This window comes from Nocardioides sp. QY071, from assembly GCF_029961765.1.
GTDB lineage: Bacteria > Actinomycetota > Actinomycetes > Propionibacteriales > Nocardioidaceae > Nocardioides.
This window is the reverse complement of record NZ_CP124681.1, coordinates 1,874,994-1,892,507: the sequence shown is the minus strand read 5'-3', so window position 1 is coordinate 1,892,507 and position 17,514 is coordinate 1,874,994. Positions and strand designations below refer to the sequence as shown.

Genomic DNA, 17,514 nt, shown 5'->3' with positions numbered 1-17,514 from the left:
AACAGAAGCGCCGCCACGACAACCAGCCGTGGCGGCGCTTCACCCTGCCACTTGACAGGAAAGACCTACATATCAGTCCTGGACCGCCTTCGCGACCGTGATGCACGCGGTCACGTGCGCGCGCTCCTCGGCGTCGAGCGGCCGATCGGCACGGACCGCGTCCTCGTGGGCCCAGTGGGCGTTGAGCACCGAGCGGACCACGACCCAGTCACGGGCCCGGGCCTCGTCGAGCCCGGCGGCGTCGACGAGGGCGTGGAAGCGGCGGCGGATCCCGTCGCGGACCGAGCCGACGGCCCAGGGCGCGGCGTACTCCTCGAACCGGTCGCGCAGCATCGGCTCCAGCTCGTAGTGCGGGTCGCCGTTGGCCGGCTTCGGGTCGATGACCAGCCAGGTCTCCTCGCCGTCGCGGCGACCGCGCAGCACGTTGCCGTAGTGGAGGTCGCCGTGGATGACCGCGGTCGCGGGCTCGGTGGTCAGCTCGGCGGCCAGGGCCAGCGCCTGCTCGACGAGGCGGCGCGGGATCGGCACCGAGGCGGCGTCGCGGGCGAGGGCGGCCGCCCACCGCCGGACGTAGGACGCCTGCGGGCGCAGCTGCGGCATCGGAGGCACGTGCAGGTCGGCGTACCTGCTCGCGACGATCTCGCACGCCTCCACGTCCCAGGCCTCGGTGAGGTCCTCGCGGTCGAGGCGCTCGAGCAGCAGGGCCCGCCGGCCGGGGTCGGCGCGCAGCAGCTCGACCGCGCCTCGGCCGTGCCAGCGCTGGAGGGCGAGGTGCTCGTGCTGCGACTCGTCGTCGGGCAGCCCGACCTTGAGGGCCGCGGGAGTCCCGTCCGCCGTCGTCACCGGAAGCACGAGGGAGCAGAAGCCGTGCCAGGTCTCGCCGTCGGGCGTGAGCTCCCAGTCGTCGAGGACGGACCGGGTGGTCGCCGGGAGCCGGTCCAGCCAGGCCGCCCACTCCGGGCCGAGGTGACGTCGTCCGTCGAGCTCGGCGGGGATGGTGAGCGGCACGCGCTCACCGTAGGTCGTCGACGGTGATGCTGCTGGGCCGGCCCTCGTCGTCGACGAGCAGCAGCAGCTCCTGGCCGACGACCAGGGTGCCGTCGGGCTCGGGCAGCCGCTCGCCGGTCGCCGCGTCGAGCACGACCTGCCGGTCGATGTCCGCACCGTCGCGGACCACGACGACGCCCGATCCGACCTGCGGGTCGGCCAGGTTGACCTCGCCGCGCTCGAGCTCGGAGGTCCACCGGGTCGCGCCGGTCGCGAGGTCGAGCCCGACCGGGTGTCCCTCGCGGTCGGTGGCGAGCACGATGCCGGTGGTCAGGTCCGCCGCCTGGGCCGACACCGCGGCATAGCTGACGTCGCCGCGCTGCCACAGCGTCGCCGCGTCCGCGAGCCGGACCAGGCTGAGCCCGCCGGCCCCCGCCAGCAGCACCCGGTCGGCGTCGACGCCGGCCGCGATGCCCTCGAGGTACGGCGACCACCCGGGCAGCCGCACGACGGTCGCCTCGAGGGTCGAGACCAGGTCCCGCGCCAGCGCGAGCGAGGGACGCCGGGCGTCCGGGTCGGTCCGGTCGCCCTCCCCCTCGGCGACGGTCGCGCCGGTCCGGGCGTCGACCACCGCCCAGTGCCCGGCCTCGGGCCCGAGCCGCTCCAGCAGGAAGGAGCCGGTGCCGTCGTAGTCGCCGAGCACCTGGCCCGGCTCCTCGCGGACCCACAGCTGCTCGCCCTCGGGCGTGAGGCCGGCAACCAGCTTGGGCGGCGCGTCGGCGATGTCGGTGAACAGGTCCTGCGTCTCGACGACAACGACCGGGCCGTCGGGGGTCGGCACGCAGCCGCCGTCGGTCAGCCAGCGGTCGTCGGGCTCGAGGTCCGAGCCCGGCGGCGGGGTGACCTTCGGCAGCAGCACCCGGTCGTTCGCGACGTCGACCACCTGCAGCTGCTCGCCGATGTCGGCGCGGACCACCCAGGTGTCGCAGGCGTCGGCGGTGGCGATGGCGTCGTCGATGTCCCAGCGCAGGTCGGCCATCGTGGCCGGGGCCGCGTCGGAGCGCCCGTCGCGGCCGTCCGCGTGGTCGCCGTCGCCGCACGCGGTCAGCGGGAGGAGCAGGCAGAGCACGGGCAGGGCGAGCAGGCGGGAGCCGCGGGTCGTCGTACGCACGGCGGCATCCTGTCCCCTCGCCGCGACCGGCAACCCTCTTGTCCCCACGCCTAGCGTGGGTGCATGCGGATGGACGACGTGCGGCGCATCGACCTCGGCAGCTTCGTGCGCCCGGCCGCGGAGACCGGCACCGGGCGGCCGCGGGTCGAGGCGGTGCTCGGGTACGTCGTCCGCACGTCGGCCGGGCTGGTCCTGCTCGACACCGGGATGGGCGATGCCGGCGCGGAGACCGAGGCGCACTACCAGCCCACCCGGGTCCCCCTCCCGGAGGCGCTGGCACGTGTCGGCGTGGACCTCGACGAGGTCGCCGTCGTGGTCAACTGTCATCTGCACTTCGACCACATCGGCGGCAACCCGCTGCTCGCCGGACGGCCGGTCCTCGCCCAGCGCGGCGAGCTGGAGATCGCCCGCGGGCCGGACTACACGGTGCCGGAGCTCGTCGACTTCCCCGGCGCGCGCTACGAGCTGCTGGACGGGGAGGCCGAGCTCGCGACGGGGGTGGTCGTCGTACCGACGCCGGGGCACGTCGAGGGTCACCAGTCGCTCGTCGTGGCCTGCGCGGACGGCACGGTCGTGCTCGCCGGCCAGGCCCACGACACCGCTGCGGAGTGGGCGGCGCACGCGGCAGCCGACCAGCAGAGCCCGTGGATGCGCCGGATCCTGGCCCTCGACCCGCGCCGCGTCGTGTTCGCGCACGACGGGGCGGTGTGGGAGCCCTGAGCCCTACTTCTTGGGCTTGTCGCCCGCCGGGCCGGTGGTGGAGAGCGCGGCGACGAAGGCCTCCTGGGGGACCTCGACGCGGCCGACCATCTTCATCCGCTTCTTGCCCTCCTTCTGCTTCTCCAGCAGCTTCCGCTTCCGGGTGATGTCGCCGCCGTAGCACTTGGCGAGCACGTCCTTGCGGATGGCGCGGATGTTCTCGCGCGCGATCACCCGGGCGCCGATGGCGGCCTGGATCGGCACCTCGAACTGCTGCCTGGGGATGAGCTCCTTGAGCTTGCCGGCCATCATCACGCCGTAGGAGTAGGCGGCGTCCTTGTGGACGATCGCGGAGAAGGCGTCGACCGGCTCGCCCTGCAGCAGGATGTCGACCTTGACCAGGTCGGAGGCCTGGTCGCCGGAGAACTCGTAGTTGAGCGAGGCGTAGCCCTTGGTCTTGGACTTGAGCTGGTCGAAGAAGTCGAAGGCGATCTCGCCCATCGGCAGCGTGTAGCGCATCTCGACGCGGTCCTCGGACAGGTAGTCCATGCCCTGCAGGGTGCCGCGCTTCTGCTGGCACAGCTCCATGATCGTGCCGATGTAGTCGGCCGGCGCCAGCACCGTGGCGTCGACGATCGGCTCGCGGACCTCGGCGATCTTGCCGTCGGGGTACTCGCTGGGGTTGGTGACCGTGAGCTGGGTGCCGTCCTCCATGACGACCTCGTAGACCACGTTGGGGGCCGTCGAGATGAGGTCGAGGTTGAACTCGCGCTCGAGCCGCTCGCGGGTGATCTCCATGTGGAGCAGGCCGAGGAAGCCGCAGCGGAAGCCGAAGCCCAGCGCGCCGGAGGTCTCCGGCTCGAAGGTGAGCGCGGCGTCGTTGAGCTGGAGCTTCTCGAGCGCGTCGCGCAGCGTCGGGTAGTCGTCGCCGTCGATCGGGTAGAGCCCCGCGAAGACCATCGGGTTGGGGTGCTCGTAGCCGCCGAGCGGCTCGGCGGCCTGGCGCCCTTGGACGGTCACCGTGTCACCGACGCGGGACTGGCGCACGTCCTTCACGCCGGTGATCAGGTAGCCGGTCTCGCCGACGCCGAGCTTGGCGGCCTTCATCGGCTCGGGGCTGATCACGCCGACCTCGAGCATCTCGTGGAGCGCTCCGGTCGACATCATCTTGATCTTGTCGCGGTGGGACAGCTCGCCGTCGACGACCCGGACGTAGGTGACCACGCCGCGGTAGGTGTCGTAGACCGAGTCGAAGATCAGGGCGCGGGCCGGGGCGGACGCGTCGCCGACGGGCGCCGGGACGGAGCGCACGATCTCGTTGAGCAGGGCCTCGACGCCAACGCCGGTCTTGGCCGAGGTGAGCAGCACGTCCTCCGGCTCGCAGCCGACCAGGTTGGCCAGCTCGGCGGCGTACTTCTCGACGTTGGCGCTGGGCAGGTCGATCTTGTTGAGCACCGGGATGATGTGGAGATCGGCGCCCATCGCGAGGTAGAGGTTCGCCAGGGTCTGCGCCTCGATGCCCTGGGCGGCGTCGACCAGCAGGATCGCGGCCTCGCAGGCCTGCAGCGACCGGGACACCTCGTAGGTGAAGTCGACGTGGCCCGGGGTGTCGATCATGTTGAGGATGTAGGTGCCCGGCTCGGCGCCCGCCTCGTTGCCGGCCGTGACGGTCCACGGCATCCGGACGGCCTGGCTCTTGATGGTGATGCCGCGCTCGCGCTCGATGTCCATCCGGTCGAGGTACTGTGCCTTCGCCTCACGCTCGCCGACGACGCCGGTGAGCTGCAGCATCCGGTCGGCGAGCGTCGACTTGCCGTGGTCGATGTGCGCGATGATGCAGAAGTTGCGGATGATCGCGGGGTCGGTGTGACCCGGCTGCGGGGCGGCGGCAGACATGGTGGCTCCATTGTCCCCGAGCGGGACGCGGTTCAGGAATTCGCCGCCCGCGGTTCACCGTCGACGGGGCTCGCCGTTCGCCGTACGCCGACAGCGTGGCGCCATGATCTCGGCCTCCCCGGAACCCACCTCCCGTCGCGCCCTCCTGCGGGGCGCCGTCCTGACGGCGAGCGCTGCCGCCGCCTCCGGCCTGCTCCCCGCCCGCTCCTCGGCCGCTCCCCTGCTCGTGCGCCGCGACCGCCCGGCGCTGCCGTTCGGCGTCCAGTCCGGCGACGTCCGGCCCGGCTCGGCCGTGCTGTGGTCGAAGGCCGACCGCCCGTCGCGGCTGGTCGCCGAGATCAGCCGCGACCCGTCCTTCCTCAGGGCCCGGACCGTGCGGGGCCCGGTCGTCACGCCCGGCACCGACCTGACCGGACAGATCGTGCTCGGCGACCTGCCCGAGGCCACCGACCTGCACTACCGGATCCGGGCCGTCGACCTCCACGACCACCGCGCGACCAGCGCACCGGTCCTCGGGCGGCTGCGGACCGCGCCGGGCCGCCGTGACGACGTCCGGTTCCTGTGGTCGGGCGACATCGCGGGGCAGGGCTGGGGCGTGAACCCGGCGTACGGCGGCTTCCGGATCGCCGACGGGATGCGGGCCCGCAACGCCGACTTCTTCCTGTGCAGCGGCGACAACGTGTACGCCGACGGGCCGGTCCAGGCGTCGGTGGCGCTGCCCGACGGGTCGACCTGGCACAACCTGGTGACCCCGGAGAAGTCCAAGGTCGCCGAGACGCTCGACGAGTACCGCGGGCAGTACCGCTACAACCTGATGGCCGACAACTGGCGTGCGTTCCTCGCCGAGACGTCCCAGGTCTCGCAGTGGGACGACCACGAGGTGCGCAACAACTGGTTCCCCGGCCAGGTCCTCGACGACGCCCGCTACACCGAGAAGCGGATCGACGTACTCGCCGCGCGGGCGCGGCAGGCGTTCCACGAGTACGTTCCGGTCGCCTCGATCTCGCCGGACTCCGAGGGCCGGGTCTACCGGGTGATCCGGTACGGGCGGCACCTCGACCTGTTCGTCCTCGACATGCGCACGCACAAGGACCCCAACACCGGCAACCGCGAGCCGGTCGGCGACGGCGGCGTGCTCGGCGAGGAGCAGACCGCGTGGCTGATCCGCGAGCTGCGGCGGTCGAGGGCGACCTGGAAGGTGATCGCCAACGACCTGCCGCTCGGCCTGGTCGTGCCCGACGGCGCCAGCGCGCAGGAGGGCCTCGCGCAGGGCGACCCGGGCGCCCCGCTGGGCCGCGAGATCGACATCGCGCGGGTGCTGACCGCTCTGCAGCGCGCCGGGATCCGCAACCACGTGTGGCTGACCGCCGACGTGCACTACACGGCGGCCCACCACTACTCACCCGACCGGGCGGCGTACCAGGCCTTCGACCCGTTCTGGGAGTTCGTCTCCGGCCCGCTCAACGCGGGCGCGTTCGGGCCGAACGCGCTGGACGGCACGTTCGGCCCGGTGGCCGACTTCGTCGCTGCCCCACCGGCCGCCAACGCCTCACCCGCGCAGGGCTTCCAGTTCTTCGGCGAGGTCGAGGTCGACGGTCACAGCGGTCGGCTGACGGTGACCCTGCGCGATGTCGACGGTGCGGCGATCTACACCAGGACGTTGGACCCCGCCGCGTAGGTGCGCAGCACCTGCGTCTTCAGCAGCGCCTCCGGCTCGTCGGCGAACGGGTCGGCGGCCAGCACCACGAGGTCGGCGGACCGGCCGGGCGCGATGGTGCCGATGGTCCCCTCCATCCGGGACGCGTACGCCGCGTCCCGGGTGGCGTGGGTCAACGCCTCGGCCAGCGGTACGGCGAGGTGCGGGGTGTTGGCCGGCAGCCCCTCCACCAGCGCGGAGCGGCGGGTGGTGGCGACGTACATGTTGTGCAGCGGGAGGTGCGGCGCCGTGGGAGCGTCGGTGCCGAACGCGAGCACCGCGCCCGCGTCGGTCATCTCGCGCCACGGGTAGCCGCGCTCGACCCGCTCGTCGCCGAGCATCGCGCGCCAGTTGTCCTGGACGGCCGGGTCGGCGTGCACCGGCTGCATCGACGCGACGACACCGAGCCGGGCGAGCCGGGCGACGCTCTCCTCGGAGACCACCTCGAGGTGCTCCATGCGGTGGCGCCGCTCGCGGGGTCCGTTGACCCGGATCGCCTCCTCGAGGGCGTCGAGAGCGATGGCGGAGGCCTCGTCGCCGATGGCGTGGATCGCGATCTGCAGGCCGGCGGCGTCCGCGGCGACGACGACGGGGGTCAGCGCCTCGCGGTCCCAGATCGGGGCGGCGTTGCTGCCGTCGGCGTACGGCCTGGCCATCGAGGCCGTGCAACTGTCGATGACGCCGTCGGCCATGATCTTGATGCCGGTGATCCGCAGCCGGTCGCCGTCGAGGCGGCGAGCGTGGGCGAGCGCGGTCTCGACCTGGGCGAGGTTCTCGGCCTCGCTCGCCGACGGCTTCACCAGCCAGTGCCCGACCACCCGCAGCGGCAGCGCGTCGGCGGCCAGCGCCCGCTCGAAGGTCGCGAGGTCGTGGTCCTCGACGCCCATGTCGACGACCGTGGTGACGCCGTCGGCGAGGTAGCGGGCCATGCCGGCCTGCAGCCAGGCGTCACGGTCGGCGTCGGTGACCTGGGCGGCGAGGAAGCTGCGGGCCAGGCCCAGGGCCGCCATCTCGCTGAGCAGACCGGTGGCCTCGCCGTCGGCGTCGCGCTCGATGGTCCCGCCGATCGGGTCCGGGGTGGCGGCGTCGATGCCGAGCTCACGGAGCGCGGCGGAGTTGCACCACGTCGAGTGCAGGTCGTTGGACTGCAGGTAGACGGGCACGTCCGGGACGACCGTGTCGAGGATGTCCCTGTGCGGCGCGCGGCCCTCCAGGGCCGGGAAGAGCCAGCTGTTGCCGATCACCCGGGTGCGGCCCTCGGCCGCGGCGGCCGCCACGCGCGCCTGGATGTCGGCGATGTCCGCGGCGTCGACGAGCCCGACCTCCTCCGCGGAGGCGCCCAGCTCGACGAGGTGGGTGTGAGCGTCGACGAAGCCCGGCAGCACGAAGGCACCGTCGAGGTCGATCACCTCGGCTCCTGCAGGCACCGGCCGGTCCAGGCCGCGGACCCGGCCGTCCGCGATCTCGACGGACCCGGCCCACGGCTGGTCGGGGTCGGCGGTGAAGATCCGGGCGTTGCGCAGGACGACGGTGCCGGTCGCGCGGCTCATCGGGCATTCCTTCCGTAGAACAGGCGGGTCAGGCCGACGTACAGCGCCGAGGCGCCGATCATGCCGACCGGGACGGACAGGTCGAGGCCGTCCAGCGCCTTCGCGACCGGACCGGTGAAGGCCTCCGTGCTGGCGCACATGAGCGCGGCGACGAAGGCGGTGAGGCAGGCGATGGCGCCGGCGAGGTTGACGCCCCCGGTGTACCAGTAGCGCGAGCCGGGGCTGCTGTCGCTGAGCTCCACGCCGTCGTAGGCGTTGCGGCGCATCAGGATGTCGGTCACGTAGATCGCCATGATCGGGCCCACCAGGCTGACGAGCAGGACCAGGCTGCTGCTGACGGTGTCGAGGAAGTCGAAGACGAACAGCGCGTAGAGCGTCATCGCGACACCGACGACGGCGGTGACGGCGACGCTGACCACGCGGGAGAACGGCAGGCCGACGGCCTGGAGTGCGAGTCCGGAGCTGTACGTCGTGAGCGCGTTGTTGGCGAGGATGCCGATGATGATCGCGACCAGGAAGACCGTGACCAGCCAGCCCGGGACGATGCCCTTCAGGCCGGCCTCCGGGTCGGACAGGTCGGTGACGGTGGCGGCCAGGATGCCGACGGTGAGCAGCACGATGCCGGGGACGGCGTTGCCGAGCGCGGTCCAGGTGGCGACGGCGACCGGGTTGGTGTCGCGGGGCAGGTAGCGGGCGAAGTCGGAGCTGATCGTGTACGACAGCGGGGTCGCGGCGATGAGGGTGACGCCGGCGACCCAGGCGAGCCACAGGTCGGCGCCGTGCAGGGCGACCGGCGGCGCGTAGGCGAGGTCGGCCTTCGCCACGAGGAATCCGGACACGACCAGGAACACGACGGTCAGGCCGGCCGAGAGCGGGCCGTAGAGCCGCATGATCAGGCCCTGGCCGTAGATCGAGATCGCGGTCGTCGCCGATGCGATGACCAGGACGACGAGCACCTGGACCGGCGTCGAGGAGCCGAGCCCGATCCGCTCGGTGAGGGCGAAGCCGATGACCGAGGCGGTCAGCCAGTTCAGCGCGATGTAGCAGACCGAGACGAACCAGCCGTTGACCGCGATGGCGACCCGGTTGCCGCGCACGCCGTACATGGCCCGGGTCGCGACCTGGCTGGGCGTGCCGGAGACGGGACCGGTCACCGCGACGATGCCGGTGGCGATCGAGAACAGGCAGCCCACGACGACCGCGGCGATCGCCTGGGCCAGGCTCAGGCCGATCAGGACGAGCACGCCGCCGACGACGAACGAGAGGTAGTTGACGTTCGGCGCGACCCAGAGCGCGAACAGGCTGCGGGCGGTTCCGGTGCGCTCGCTGTCGGGGATGACGTCGATGCCGTGGGTCTCGACGTGGCCGGGCAGCAGGCCCTCGTCGCGCGGCGCTTGTGTCTGGTCGATGGCCATGGCTCCCCCGGGTTCGGTCGGTGTGTCGGCCGTCACGCTAGGGAGCCAAAACGATTTGGACCAGACCTTCCGCCACCCTGGCCAAAACGGTTTGGGCGGGCCTACCGTGGCCGGGTGACCGCGCGGCGCCCCACCATCCGCGACGTCGCGCACCGGGCGGGCGTCTCGGTCACCACGGTGTCGCACACCTTCACCGGCAACGGCACCGTCGCGCCGGCCACCCAGCAGCGGGTGCGCACCGCCGCCCACGACCTCGGCTACCGGCCCGACGTGATCGCCCAGGGCCTGCGCCGCAACCGGCTCGGGGTGATCGCCCTCGTCGCCCGCCAGCTCGACGCGCTGCGGCCCGACCTCCTCGTCGACGTCGACTACTTCGCGCGGTTCGCCGGCGCCGCGGCCGTCGCCTCGCTCGCCGAGGGGCTCGGGCTGATGCTCGTCTCGGACCCGACCGGACCGCGCGCCGCGGGCGCTGCCCTGGCCAGCGACGGGTTCATCGTCACCGAGCCGGTCACCGACGACCCGCTGGTCGCGATGCTGACCAGCGCCGGGATCCCCTTCGTGACCGTCGGGGAGGTCCCGGGCGTCCCCCTCGGACCTGAATCCCCGCCCCACGTCGACATCGAGTCCGGCCGGCTCACCACCCTCGCCCTCGACCACCTCTGGGACAGCGGCGCGCGCCGGATCGCGCTGGTCACCGGCACCGACCGCAACGAGTGGAACCTCCGCACGGCCGCCGTCTACCAGCGCTGGGCCCGCTACCGCCGGATCACCCCCTCGATGGTCCACGTCCCCGAGCACCTCGACGACGAGGGCGGGCGCCGCGCCGCCAGGACCCTGCTCGCGTCCGGGCCCGCGCCGGACGGCGTCTACGCCCTCACCAGCAACCATGCTCTCGGCGTCGTCGCGGTCCTCGCCGAGCACGGCCTGCGGGTCCCCGCCGACGTCCGGATCGTCGCCGGGTCCGATGCCGAGAGCCTGCGCGCCGCCCACCCCACCATCTCCTCCATCGACCTGCAGCCCGACGAGCTCGCCCGGCGCGCCGTCGAGGTCCTCGCCGCCCGCCTCGACGACCGGCCCCTCCCCGACCACGGTGAGCAGCGGGTGGGGCGACTGGTCGTGCGGGCCTCGTCGACGCCGCCGGGCCCTCAGCCATGATGGGCCGCGTGTTCCCCACCGTCATCCCCCACGGTCGCACCGCCCGCCGCCTGTCCTGGGTGCACCTGCCCCCGCTCGTACGGCGCGCGGTCGAGCAGCGGCTCGGCTCGCCGGTCGTGGACGCGGTATCCCAGGACGGCGGGTACACCCCCGGGTTCGCCTCGGTGCTGACCTGCGACGACGGGACCCGCACGTTCGTGAAGGCGGCTTCCACCAAGGCGCAACGGCTCTTCGCCGACGCGTACCGCGAGGAGGCGCGCAAGCTCGCGGGGCTCCCGGCCGGCGTACCGGCTCCGGGGCTGCTGTGGACCGACGAGGTCGCCGACTGGTTCCTGCTCGCCACCGAGTACGTCGACGCGCGCGCCCCGCACCGCCCCTGGACCGCCGAGGACCTCGCGTCCGCGTCCGCGATGACGGTGACCATCGCGGAGTCGCTGACCCCCGCGCCGGGCATCGCGCTGGACAGCGCCGTCGACGACTTCGCGTCGTGGCCGGCCCTGTGGGACCGGGTCACCCACCCGCGGCGCGACGAGCTGCGGGCCCTGGCCGACCGGTACGCCGAGGTCGTCGCCGGCGACACCCTCGTCCACACCGACATCCGCGACGACAACATCCTGGTCCGGCCCGACGGCAGCGCCCTGCTGTGCGACTGGAACTGGCCGACCGTCGGCGCCGCCTGGTTGGACTCGCTGATCCTCCTGATCGGCCCGCGCGGCGACGGACTCGACGTGGACGCGCACATCGCCGCCCACCCGCTGCTCGCGAGTGTGCCGGCCGAGGACGTCGACGTGTTCCTGGCCCTGATCCTCGGCTACTTCGCCGCCAGCGCCGACCAGCCCGTCCCCGCCACGTCGCCGCACCTGCGCGCGGCGCAGGCCTGGCAGCGCGACGTCATCGACCACTGGCTGGCCGAGCGGCGCGGCTGGCACGCCTGAGCGCGCTCAGTGCTCGGCGAGGGGAGGTCCCCAGCCGAGCTGCATGCCCATCGCCAGGTCGTCCCGGTTCGCCCAGTGCTCGGTCACCTGGCCGTCGTGGACCCGGAACCAGTGGCTCTGGGTGACCGCGAACGACCCGCCGGCCGGCGGGAAGGACGCCTGGACACCACCGTCGGGCCCGTACGTGACGAACGGGCCCGTCTGGCGGCCGGACATGGTGGCGTGGACCGCCACGAGGTCGCCGGTCCGCGCGGTCGCGTGGACCTCCCACGCCAGGTCGGAGAAGGCCGAGCGGAGCCAGTCCGAGGTGGCCAGGAAGGCCGCCGGCCCGCGCCCCCGGGTCTCGGGCGGCTCGGTGACGGACTCCCGGTTGACGGCGTCGGGGGCGAACACCGCGTGGAACTCCTCCCGCGTCCCGCCCGCCATGAGGTGCAGCGAGGCCACCGCCACGGCGACCGGGTCGGACTCGGGCACCCGGGTCGTGTAGAAGCGCACCTCGTGCCCGTCCGGGTCGTGCAGCCCGGGCAGGATCCATCCGATCGTCGCGACCCGGATCCCGGCGTGCTCCTCACCGAGCGCGGCGAGGCGGGCGGCGAGGTCGTCCAACGACTGCTGGGTCGGGACCCCGATCGCGAAGTGGTCGAACGCCGCCGACGCAGCGGCCTGCTCGGGGGCGAGCCGCAGCGCCACCTCCGGGCCGCCGTTGGGATGCAGCATCGAGATGCCGCGCAGCACGCCGTCCTCGACGAACTCGAGCACCTTGCGGTAGCCCAGCCGGGACTCGTACCACTCGCGCGACCGGGCCAGGTCCCGGACCGGGAGCTTGACGTGGTGGATGCCGTCCAGCGTCGGAGCGGACATGGCGCCTCCAGAGCTCAAGTTGCAGCCCCACTGCAACATTGCAGTTAGACTGCAACTCATGGCCGATCCTGTCAAGACCCAGAGCCTCCGCACTGCGCGCGTCCTCGAGAACGAGGAGCGGATCCTGCGCGCGGCGCACCGCCTGTTCGTCCAGCAGGGCTACCGCGCCACGACGCTGACCGCCGTCGCCGAGGAGGCCGGCGTCGCCTCGCGCACGGTCTACGTCCGCTTCGGCACCAAGGCCGCCGTCCTCAAACGGGTGATCGACATGGCCGTCGTCGGCGACCTCGCGCCCGTCGACGTGCGCGGCCGCGACTGGTTCCGGACCGCGACCTCGGCCGCCACTCTCGCCGAGCGGATCGCCGCCTTCACCCGGGGCGGGGCTCGCCTGGCCAGGTCCGCGGCCGACGTGGTCGCCGTGTCCCGCGAGGCCGAGCCCACCGAGCCGCTGCTGGCCGAGCAGGCGCACGCGGGCCGGGCGGCGACGTACGACGCGGTCCGCACCTTCTGGACCCGGGCCCAGGAGGACGGGCTGCTGCCCCCCACGTGTGACCTCGCCTGGCTCGTGCGGACGACGGCGCTCGCCGCGCACATCGACACCTACCTCCTGCTGCGCGAGATGGAGCCGGGTGCCGAGGAGGCCTACGAGACCTGGCTCACGACCACCTTCGAGCGAGCGCTGCGCGGTGCCGACGGGGGCTGAAGGTCAGCGGCCGAGCGCGACCGGGTCGATGACCACGAACCGGTCGTCGTCGGGGTGGACGTGCACGTCGACGACCGCGTCCGGCTGGATCCGCGGGATCGCCAGCTGCGAGACGAGCTCGGTGACGCTGGTGCGGTAGGGCGCGCCGGTCTCGGGGGTGACCTCGAGCTCGAACACGACGTACGGGTCCTGGTTCAGATGCCCCTTGACCCGAGTGCTGACGATCCGGGCCGTCGTACGGATGCCGTCGCGCACCGCCCGCCGCTCGTCGGCGTTGCGCGCCCGGACCTGGCGGATCTTGAAGAACGCGAAGATCGCCAGTGTCACGCCGGCGATCCCGAACGCGTACCCGGCGTAGCGGCCCGCGTCGCCCTCGTCGCCGCTGGTCGCTCCCCTGATCACCAGGATCCAGAACAGCAAGGTCGGTAGGATGAACAGCGCGCCGAGCGGGAGCGGCGGCCGGGAGGGTTCGCGCACGGGGTCATCCTGCCCGATTTGGGCGGCGGATCGACCCGCTGTTAGCCTTGCTGGTCGCGACTGCGCGTTCCCTCCTGCCCGTCCCCGGACTCGTCCGGAAGGTCAGGATCACGGTGACCGAGGCGCGCTCCGGACCAGAACCAGCATTTCCACCTGACACAGAGGCGAGTAACCCGTGGCGAACATCAAGAGCCAGATCAAGCGCAACAAGCAGAACGAGAAGCGTCACGAGCGCAACAAGGCCGTCAAGTCCGGCCTGAAGACCGCGATCCGCAAGTTCCGCGAGGCCGCCGAGGCCGGCGACAAGGACGCCGCCGTCGCGCTGGGCCGCGAGGCCACCAAGAAGCTCGACAAGGCCGCCTCCAAGGGCGTCATCCACAAGAACCAGGCCGCGAACCGCAAGTCGTCGATCGCGAAGCAGGCCGCCTCTCTCTGAGACCACCCTGCTGGCTCCGGTCCTGAGCCATCACGTCAAGGGAGTCCCCGTCAGGGGGCTCCCTTCGTGATTTTTCACGGCCCCGTTGAGTTGCCACTTTCTCACCGTCGAGTTGCCGAAGAGCGCCAACTCAGCGCTGCGAAGGTGGCAACTCAACGGTGAGAAAGTGGCAACTCAACGGTGAGGAAGGGGCAACTCAACGCTGGCGGAGAGCGGTGACGGTCAGGACCAGGCGCTCGAGGGCGTACGACGCGTCGCTGGCCGCGCCCTTGATGTCGGCGTCGGCCTGGGCGACGGCACGGATGGCGCGGGCCAGGCCGACGTCGGTCCAGCCGCGGGCCTGGTCGCGCAGCGAGCGCAGCTTCCACGGCGGGACGCCGACCTCGCGAGCCAGGTCGGCGTCGCGCATGCCGCGCGGGGCACTGACCATCCGGGCCAGGCCGCGGGCGCTCCCGGCGAAGGCGGAGGTGATGAGCACGGCGGCCGTCCCCGCGTCGAGGGCCCAGCGCAGCTCCTCCAGCGCGACCCGGTCGCGGCCGGCGAAGGCGGCGTCGGCCACAGCGAAGGACTTCGCCTCGGCGCGGCCGCCGAAGTAGCGGCGGACCTGCTCCTCGCTGATCCGCTCCCCCGGGAAGTCGCTGGTGAGCTGGTGGGCGGCGCCGGCCAGTGAGCGGAGGTCGCGACCGATCGCCTCGATCAGGACGTCGGCCGCCTCCCGGTCGATGGTCGCGCCGTGGCGGCGTATCTCGTTGGCCACGAAGGCCGGGAAGTCCGACGGCTTGAGCTCCTCGGACTTGTGCTCGGAGACGGCCTTCAGCTTGCGCAGCTTGGTCAGCACGCCGCTGCCCTTCTGACCGCCCCCGTGGACGAGCACGAGCGCCACGTCCTCGACCGGCGCGGCGGCGTAGCCCAGCAGGCCCTCGACCGACTCGTCCGGCAGGTTCTCCAGGCCGCGGACCACCACGCAACGCACCGCGGAGAACAGCGACGGCGCCGCCATCTCGCCGAGCGTCGCGAGGGTCAGGTCGGACGCGGAGCTGTCGGCGAACTCGGCCTCGGCGTCGTGCGCGCGCACCGCCGCCCTGACCTCGTCGACGGTCCGGGCACCGAGGAACTCCTCCTTGCCGGTGACCAGGATGACCCGCCCCAGCACGTCCTCGGCCCGCATGTGCTCACCCTCCCACACGCCCCCGCCACGGTCCCCGGCACCTTGGCCTGAATCCACGCTTGACGCTCACTGCCGGGTGGTCGCCCGCACCCCGCCGGAACTGTCGCCGACCACCGCGATGTCGCCGTCGCGGTCGGTCCGCAGCACCTCCGCCCCGGCCGCCTCCAGACCCCGCACCACCTCCGGCGACGGGTGGCCGTAGTCGTTGTCGGCGCCCACCGACACCAGCGCCACCTCGGGACGTAGGTCGGTCAGCCAGTCCAGGTCCTGGTGGGAGCTGCCGTGGTGCGGCACCTTCAGCACGTCGATGTCCAGGTCGCCCACGAGCCCGGCCACCTCGGCCTGCCCGGGTGGCTCGAGGTCACCGGTCAGCAGCAGCCGCACGCCGGCCACCTCGACCAGCAGCACCACGCTCGCGTCGTTGGCGGTGCTGCCGTCGCCGGGACCGTCGACCATCGCGCCGGGTAGCTCGGGGTGGAGCACCTGGAGGGTGGCCTCGCCGATCCGCCGCGTGAGACCGTACGCCGCCGTCGCCACCGGCACGCCCGCAGCGGCCGCCGCACGCCGCACCAGCCGCACCCCGCCCGGCGGGTCGGCCAGGGCCGTGGTCTCGACGGCTGCCACGCTCCGCCCGTCGAGGACTCCCGCGATGCCGTCGACGTGGTCGGCGTGGAAGTGGGTGAGCACGAGCAGCGGCACCTGCTCGACGCCCAGCCTGTCCAGGCAGCGGTCGACCGCTCGCGGGTCGGGTCCGGCGTCGACCACGATCGCGGAGCGGCGACCGACCGCGAGCGCGAGGGCGTCGCCCTGCCCGACGTCGCAGGCCACCAGCACCCAACCCGGTGGCGGCCACGCCCCCGAGGCGGCCGACCAGAGCCGGCCGGGCACCCCGAGCACGACGAGCAGCAACAGGGCGACCAGGGCCGCCCCGGCGGCGCGGTACCGCACCAGCCGTGGCAGCGCGATCCCCAGCAGCAGGCAGAGCACCGCGAGCGCCCCGACCGCCAGCGTCCCGCTCCCCCAGCCGATGGCGGCGCCGGGCAGGGCGGCGGCATGCTCGGCGACGGCGATGATCCAGCCGACGCTCCAGCCCGCGGCGGTGCCGCACCACCGCCCCGCCCACGGCCACACCAGCCCGACCAGGCCGCCCGTTAGGCCGAGCACCGTTGCCGGTCCCACGGCCGGTCCCGCCAACAGGTTGGCGCCGATCGCCACCAGGCTCACCTGCCCCGACAGGCCGGCGATGACCGGGGTGCACGCCAGCTGGGCCGCGGTCGGCACCGCAACTGCCTCGGCCACACCTCGTGGCAGCCACCGCGCCAGGGACCGCGCGAGCGGCGGACCGAGCAGCACGATCCCCGCGGTGGCCAGCACCGAGAGTGCGAAGCCGGCCGCCACGGCCAGGTCCGGCTGCACCAGGACCAGGCCGGCCACCGCGACCCCGAGGGCGCGCAGGCCCCGCCGCCGGCCGTCGGGGCCGAAGGCGAACAGCCCGACCGTCCCCATCACCGCCGCACGGAGCACGCTCGGCTCGGTGCGGGCCAGCAGCACGAACCCGACGATGCCTGCCAGGCCGACCACGGCCAGCCACCGCCGGCGGACCCCGGCCGCTCGGGCGAGCAGCAGCAGCGAGCCGACCACCAGCGTCAGGTTGGTCCCGCTGACGGCGGTCAGGTGCGTGAGGCCGGTCGTGCGGAAGTCCCGCTCGACCGCGTCCGGCAGCCCGGCGTCGTCGCCGTCGACCAGCGCCGGCACGAGTCCCGCCTGGTCGGGCGGACGGTGCGCGACCGCACGCCGGATCGACGTACGCACCGCCGCGGACGCCCGCCACCAGGGATCGGGACCCCGGATCCGCACCGGGTCGCGGGCACCGGTGAGCAGCGCTGCCGTGCCCGGGTCGTCGGAGGCGGCGAGCCGGCCCTCGGCGATCACCCGCGAGCCCAGCTCGGCCGTGGTCCAGCCCGGAGTGCCGATGACGACGATGCTGCCGCCGGTGCGCAACCGGTGGCCGCGCGAGGTCACCTCCCGCGCCCGGAGCCGGACCACGACCTGCGGCCCTGCCCGCCCGGTGATCTGCCGGGGATCGGAGACGACGGTGCCGACCAGGTCGGCCGTGGCACGCTCGGCGGCCAGGTCGTGCAGCGGCGAGGCGCGGACGGCATCGTGGCGCAGCACCGTGCCGGTGGTCGCGGCACCCGCGATCACCAGGGTGGCGAGCAGCAGCCGGAGCCCGCCGGGCGGCAGGCGTGGGGCGAGCACCCAGACGAGGAGACCGAGTCCGGCGAGTCCGGCGTACGCGATCCGTCCGGACTGCTGCGCGGCGATGCCGCCCAGCCACGCCGCGGCACCCAGCGCGGGCATCCGC

15 protein-coding genes are annotated in these 17,514 nt (G+C 73.3%); 6 read left to right on the top strand and 9 right to left on the bottom strand.

Going from position 1 to position 17,514, the window contains the following annotated elements; translation table 11 throughout:
- Positions 1-72 precede the first annotated feature (72 nt).
- Both QI633_RS09085 and QI633_RS09080 read right to left on the bottom strand, forming a co-directional pair.
- Positions 73-1,008 (bottom strand): aminoglycoside phosphotransferase family protein, encoded by a 936-nt coding sequence (locus tag QI633_RS09085; RefSeq protein ID WP_141799460.1) that lies wholly within the window; start codon positions 1,006-1,008, stop codon positions 73-75.
- Positions 1,009-1,012: 4 nt separating this feature from the next.
- A complete protein-coding gene (locus QI633_RS09080; protein WP_282428747.1) occupies positions 1,013-2,158 on the bottom strand; it encodes a PQQ-binding-like beta-propeller repeat protein in 1,146 nt (381 codons plus the stop codon).
- Positions 2,159-2,221: 63 nt separating this feature from the next.
- On the opposite strand from QI633_RS09080, the gene QI633_RS09075 reads away from it, so the two are divergent.
- Positions 2,222-2,878, top strand: a complete 657-nt coding sequence (locus tag QI633_RS09075; RefSeq protein WP_260806080.1) for an MBL fold metallo-hydrolase — start codon at positions 2,222-2,224, stop codon at positions 2,876-2,878.
- 3 nt (positions 2,879-2,881) lie between these two features.
- On the opposite strand, the gene lepA is transcribed toward QI633_RS09075, so the two are convergent.
- Positions 2,882-4,753: a translation elongation factor 4 gene (gene lepA / locus QI633_RS09070; protein ID WP_141799462.1), complete on the bottom strand. Its 1,872-nt coding sequence runs from the start codon at positions 4,751-4,753 to the stop codon at positions 2,882-2,884.
- Between the two features lie 103 nt (positions 4,754-4,856).
- On the opposite strand from lepA, the gene QI633_RS09065 reads away from it, so the two are divergent.
- Positions 4,857-6,431 carry an alkaline phosphatase D family protein gene (locus tag QI633_RS09065; protein WP_282428746.1) on the top strand — a complete coding sequence of 525 codons (1,575 nt, stop codon included), beginning with the start codon at positions 4,857-4,859 and terminating at the stop codon, positions 6,429-6,431.
- On the opposite strand, the gene QI633_RS09060 is transcribed toward QI633_RS09065, so the two are convergent.
- Positions 6,401-7,999, bottom strand: coding sequence for an amidohydrolase (locus QI633_RS09060; protein WP_282428745.1), 1,599 nt, complete (start codon positions 7,997-7,999; stop codon positions 6,401-6,403). The genes QI633_RS09065 and QI633_RS09060 overlap by 31 nt on opposite strands.
- Positions 7,996-9,414, bottom strand: coding sequence for a cytosine permease (locus tag QI633_RS09055; protein WP_282428744.1), 1,419 nt, complete (start codon positions 9,412-9,414; stop codon positions 7,996-7,998). Before QI633_RS09055 ends, QI633_RS09060 begins: the two co-directional genes overlap by 4 nt.
- 114 nt (positions 9,415-9,528) lie before the next feature.
- On the opposite strand from QI633_RS09055, the gene QI633_RS09050 reads away from it, so the two are divergent.
- Positions 9,529-10,569 carry a LacI family DNA-binding transcriptional regulator gene (locus QI633_RS09050; RefSeq protein ID WP_282428743.1) on the top strand — a complete coding sequence of 347 codons (1,041 nt, stop codon included), beginning with the start codon at positions 9,529-9,531 and terminating at the stop codon, positions 10,567-10,569.
- Between the two features lie 8 nt (positions 10,570-10,577).
- A complete protein-coding gene (locus QI633_RS09045; RefSeq protein WP_282428742.1) occupies positions 10,578-11,504 on the top strand; it encodes a phosphotransferase in 927 nt (308 codons plus the stop codon).
- A 6-nt stretch (positions 11,505-11,510) separates the two neighbouring features.
- Here QI633_RS09045 and QI633_RS09040 read toward each other — a convergent pair whose 3' ends face one another.
- Positions 11,511-12,365, bottom strand: a complete 855-nt coding sequence (locus tag QI633_RS09040; RefSeq protein ID WP_282428741.1) for an ester cyclase — start codon at positions 12,363-12,365, stop codon at positions 11,511-11,513.
- Positions 12,366-12,423: 58 nt separating this feature from the next.
- Here QI633_RS09040 and QI633_RS09035 point away from each other — a divergent pair, with 58 nt between their 5' ends.
- Positions 12,424-13,068, top strand: a complete 645-nt coding sequence (locus QI633_RS09035; RefSeq protein WP_282428740.1) for a TetR/AcrR family transcriptional regulator — start codon at positions 12,424-12,426, stop codon at positions 13,066-13,068.
- Positions 13,069-13,071: 3 nt separating this feature from the next.
- Here QI633_RS09035 and QI633_RS09030 read toward each other — a convergent pair whose 3' ends face one another.
- Entirely contained in the window at positions 13,072-13,545 is a 474-nt protein-coding gene (locus QI633_RS09030; protein WP_141799467.1) for a hypothetical protein, read from the bottom strand.
- Positions 13,546-13,720: 175 nt separating this feature from the next.
- On the opposite strand from QI633_RS09030, the gene rpsT reads away from it, so the two are divergent.
- The gene (rpsT, locus tag QI633_RS09025; protein WP_141799468.1) at positions 13,721-13,981 is read left to right on the top strand and encodes a 30S ribosomal protein S20; all 261 of its coding nucleotides are present in this window, start codon (positions 13,721-13,723) and stop codon (positions 13,979-13,981) included.
- A 196-nt stretch (positions 13,982-14,177) separates the two neighbouring features.
- On the opposite strand, the gene holA is transcribed toward rpsT, so the two are convergent.
- Both holA and QI633_RS09015 read right to left on the bottom strand, forming a co-directional pair.
- Entirely contained in the window at positions 14,178-15,149 is a 972-nt protein-coding gene (gene holA, locus QI633_RS09020) for a DNA polymerase III subunit delta (RefSeq protein WP_141799469.1), read from the bottom strand.
- Positions 15,150-15,215: 66 nt separating this feature from the next.
- Positions 15,216-17,510, bottom strand: a complete 2,295-nt coding sequence (locus QI633_RS09015; protein WP_282428739.1) for a ComEC/Rec2 family competence protein — start codon at positions 17,508-17,510, stop codon at positions 15,216-15,218.
- Positions 17,511-17,514 lie beyond the last annotated feature (4 nt).

Bases quoted from the DNA above. Each gene is read 5' to 3' on its own strand.
- lepA (WP_141799462.1), bottom strand. From the start codon at position 4,753: ATGTCTGCCGCCGCCCCGCAGCCGGGTCACACCGACCCCGCGATCATC.
- QI633_RS09060 (WP_282428745.1), bottom strand. From the start codon at position 7,999: ATGAGCCGCGCGACCGGCACCGTCGTCCTGCGCAACGCCCGGATCTTC.
- QI633_RS09015 (WP_282428739.1), bottom strand. From the start codon at position 17,510: ATGCCCGCGCTGGGTGCCGCGGCGTGGCTGGGCGGCATCGCCGCGCAG.
- holA (WP_141799469.1), bottom strand. From the start codon at position 15,149: ATGCGGGCCGAGGACGTGCTGGGGCGGGTCATCCTGGTCACCGGCAAG.
- QI633_RS09075 (WP_260806080.1), top strand. From the start codon at position 2,222: ATGCGGATGGACGACGTGCGGCGCATCGACCTCGGCAGCTTCGTGCGC.
- QI633_RS09065 (WP_282428746.1), top strand. From the start codon at position 4,857: ATGATCTCGGCCTCCCCGGAACCCACCTCCCGTCGCGCCCTCCTGCGG.
- QI633_RS09040 (WP_282428741.1), bottom strand. From the start codon at position 12,365: ATGTCCGCTCCGACGCTGGACGGCATCCACCACGTCAAGCTCCCGGTC.
- QI633_RS09035 (WP_282428740.1), top strand. From the start codon at position 12,424: ATGGCCGATCCTGTCAAGACCCAGAGCCTCCGCACTGCGCGCGTCCTC.
- QI633_RS09055 (WP_282428744.1), bottom strand. From the start codon at position 9,414: ATGGCCATCGACCAGACACAAGCGCCGCGCGACGAGGGCCTGCTGCCC.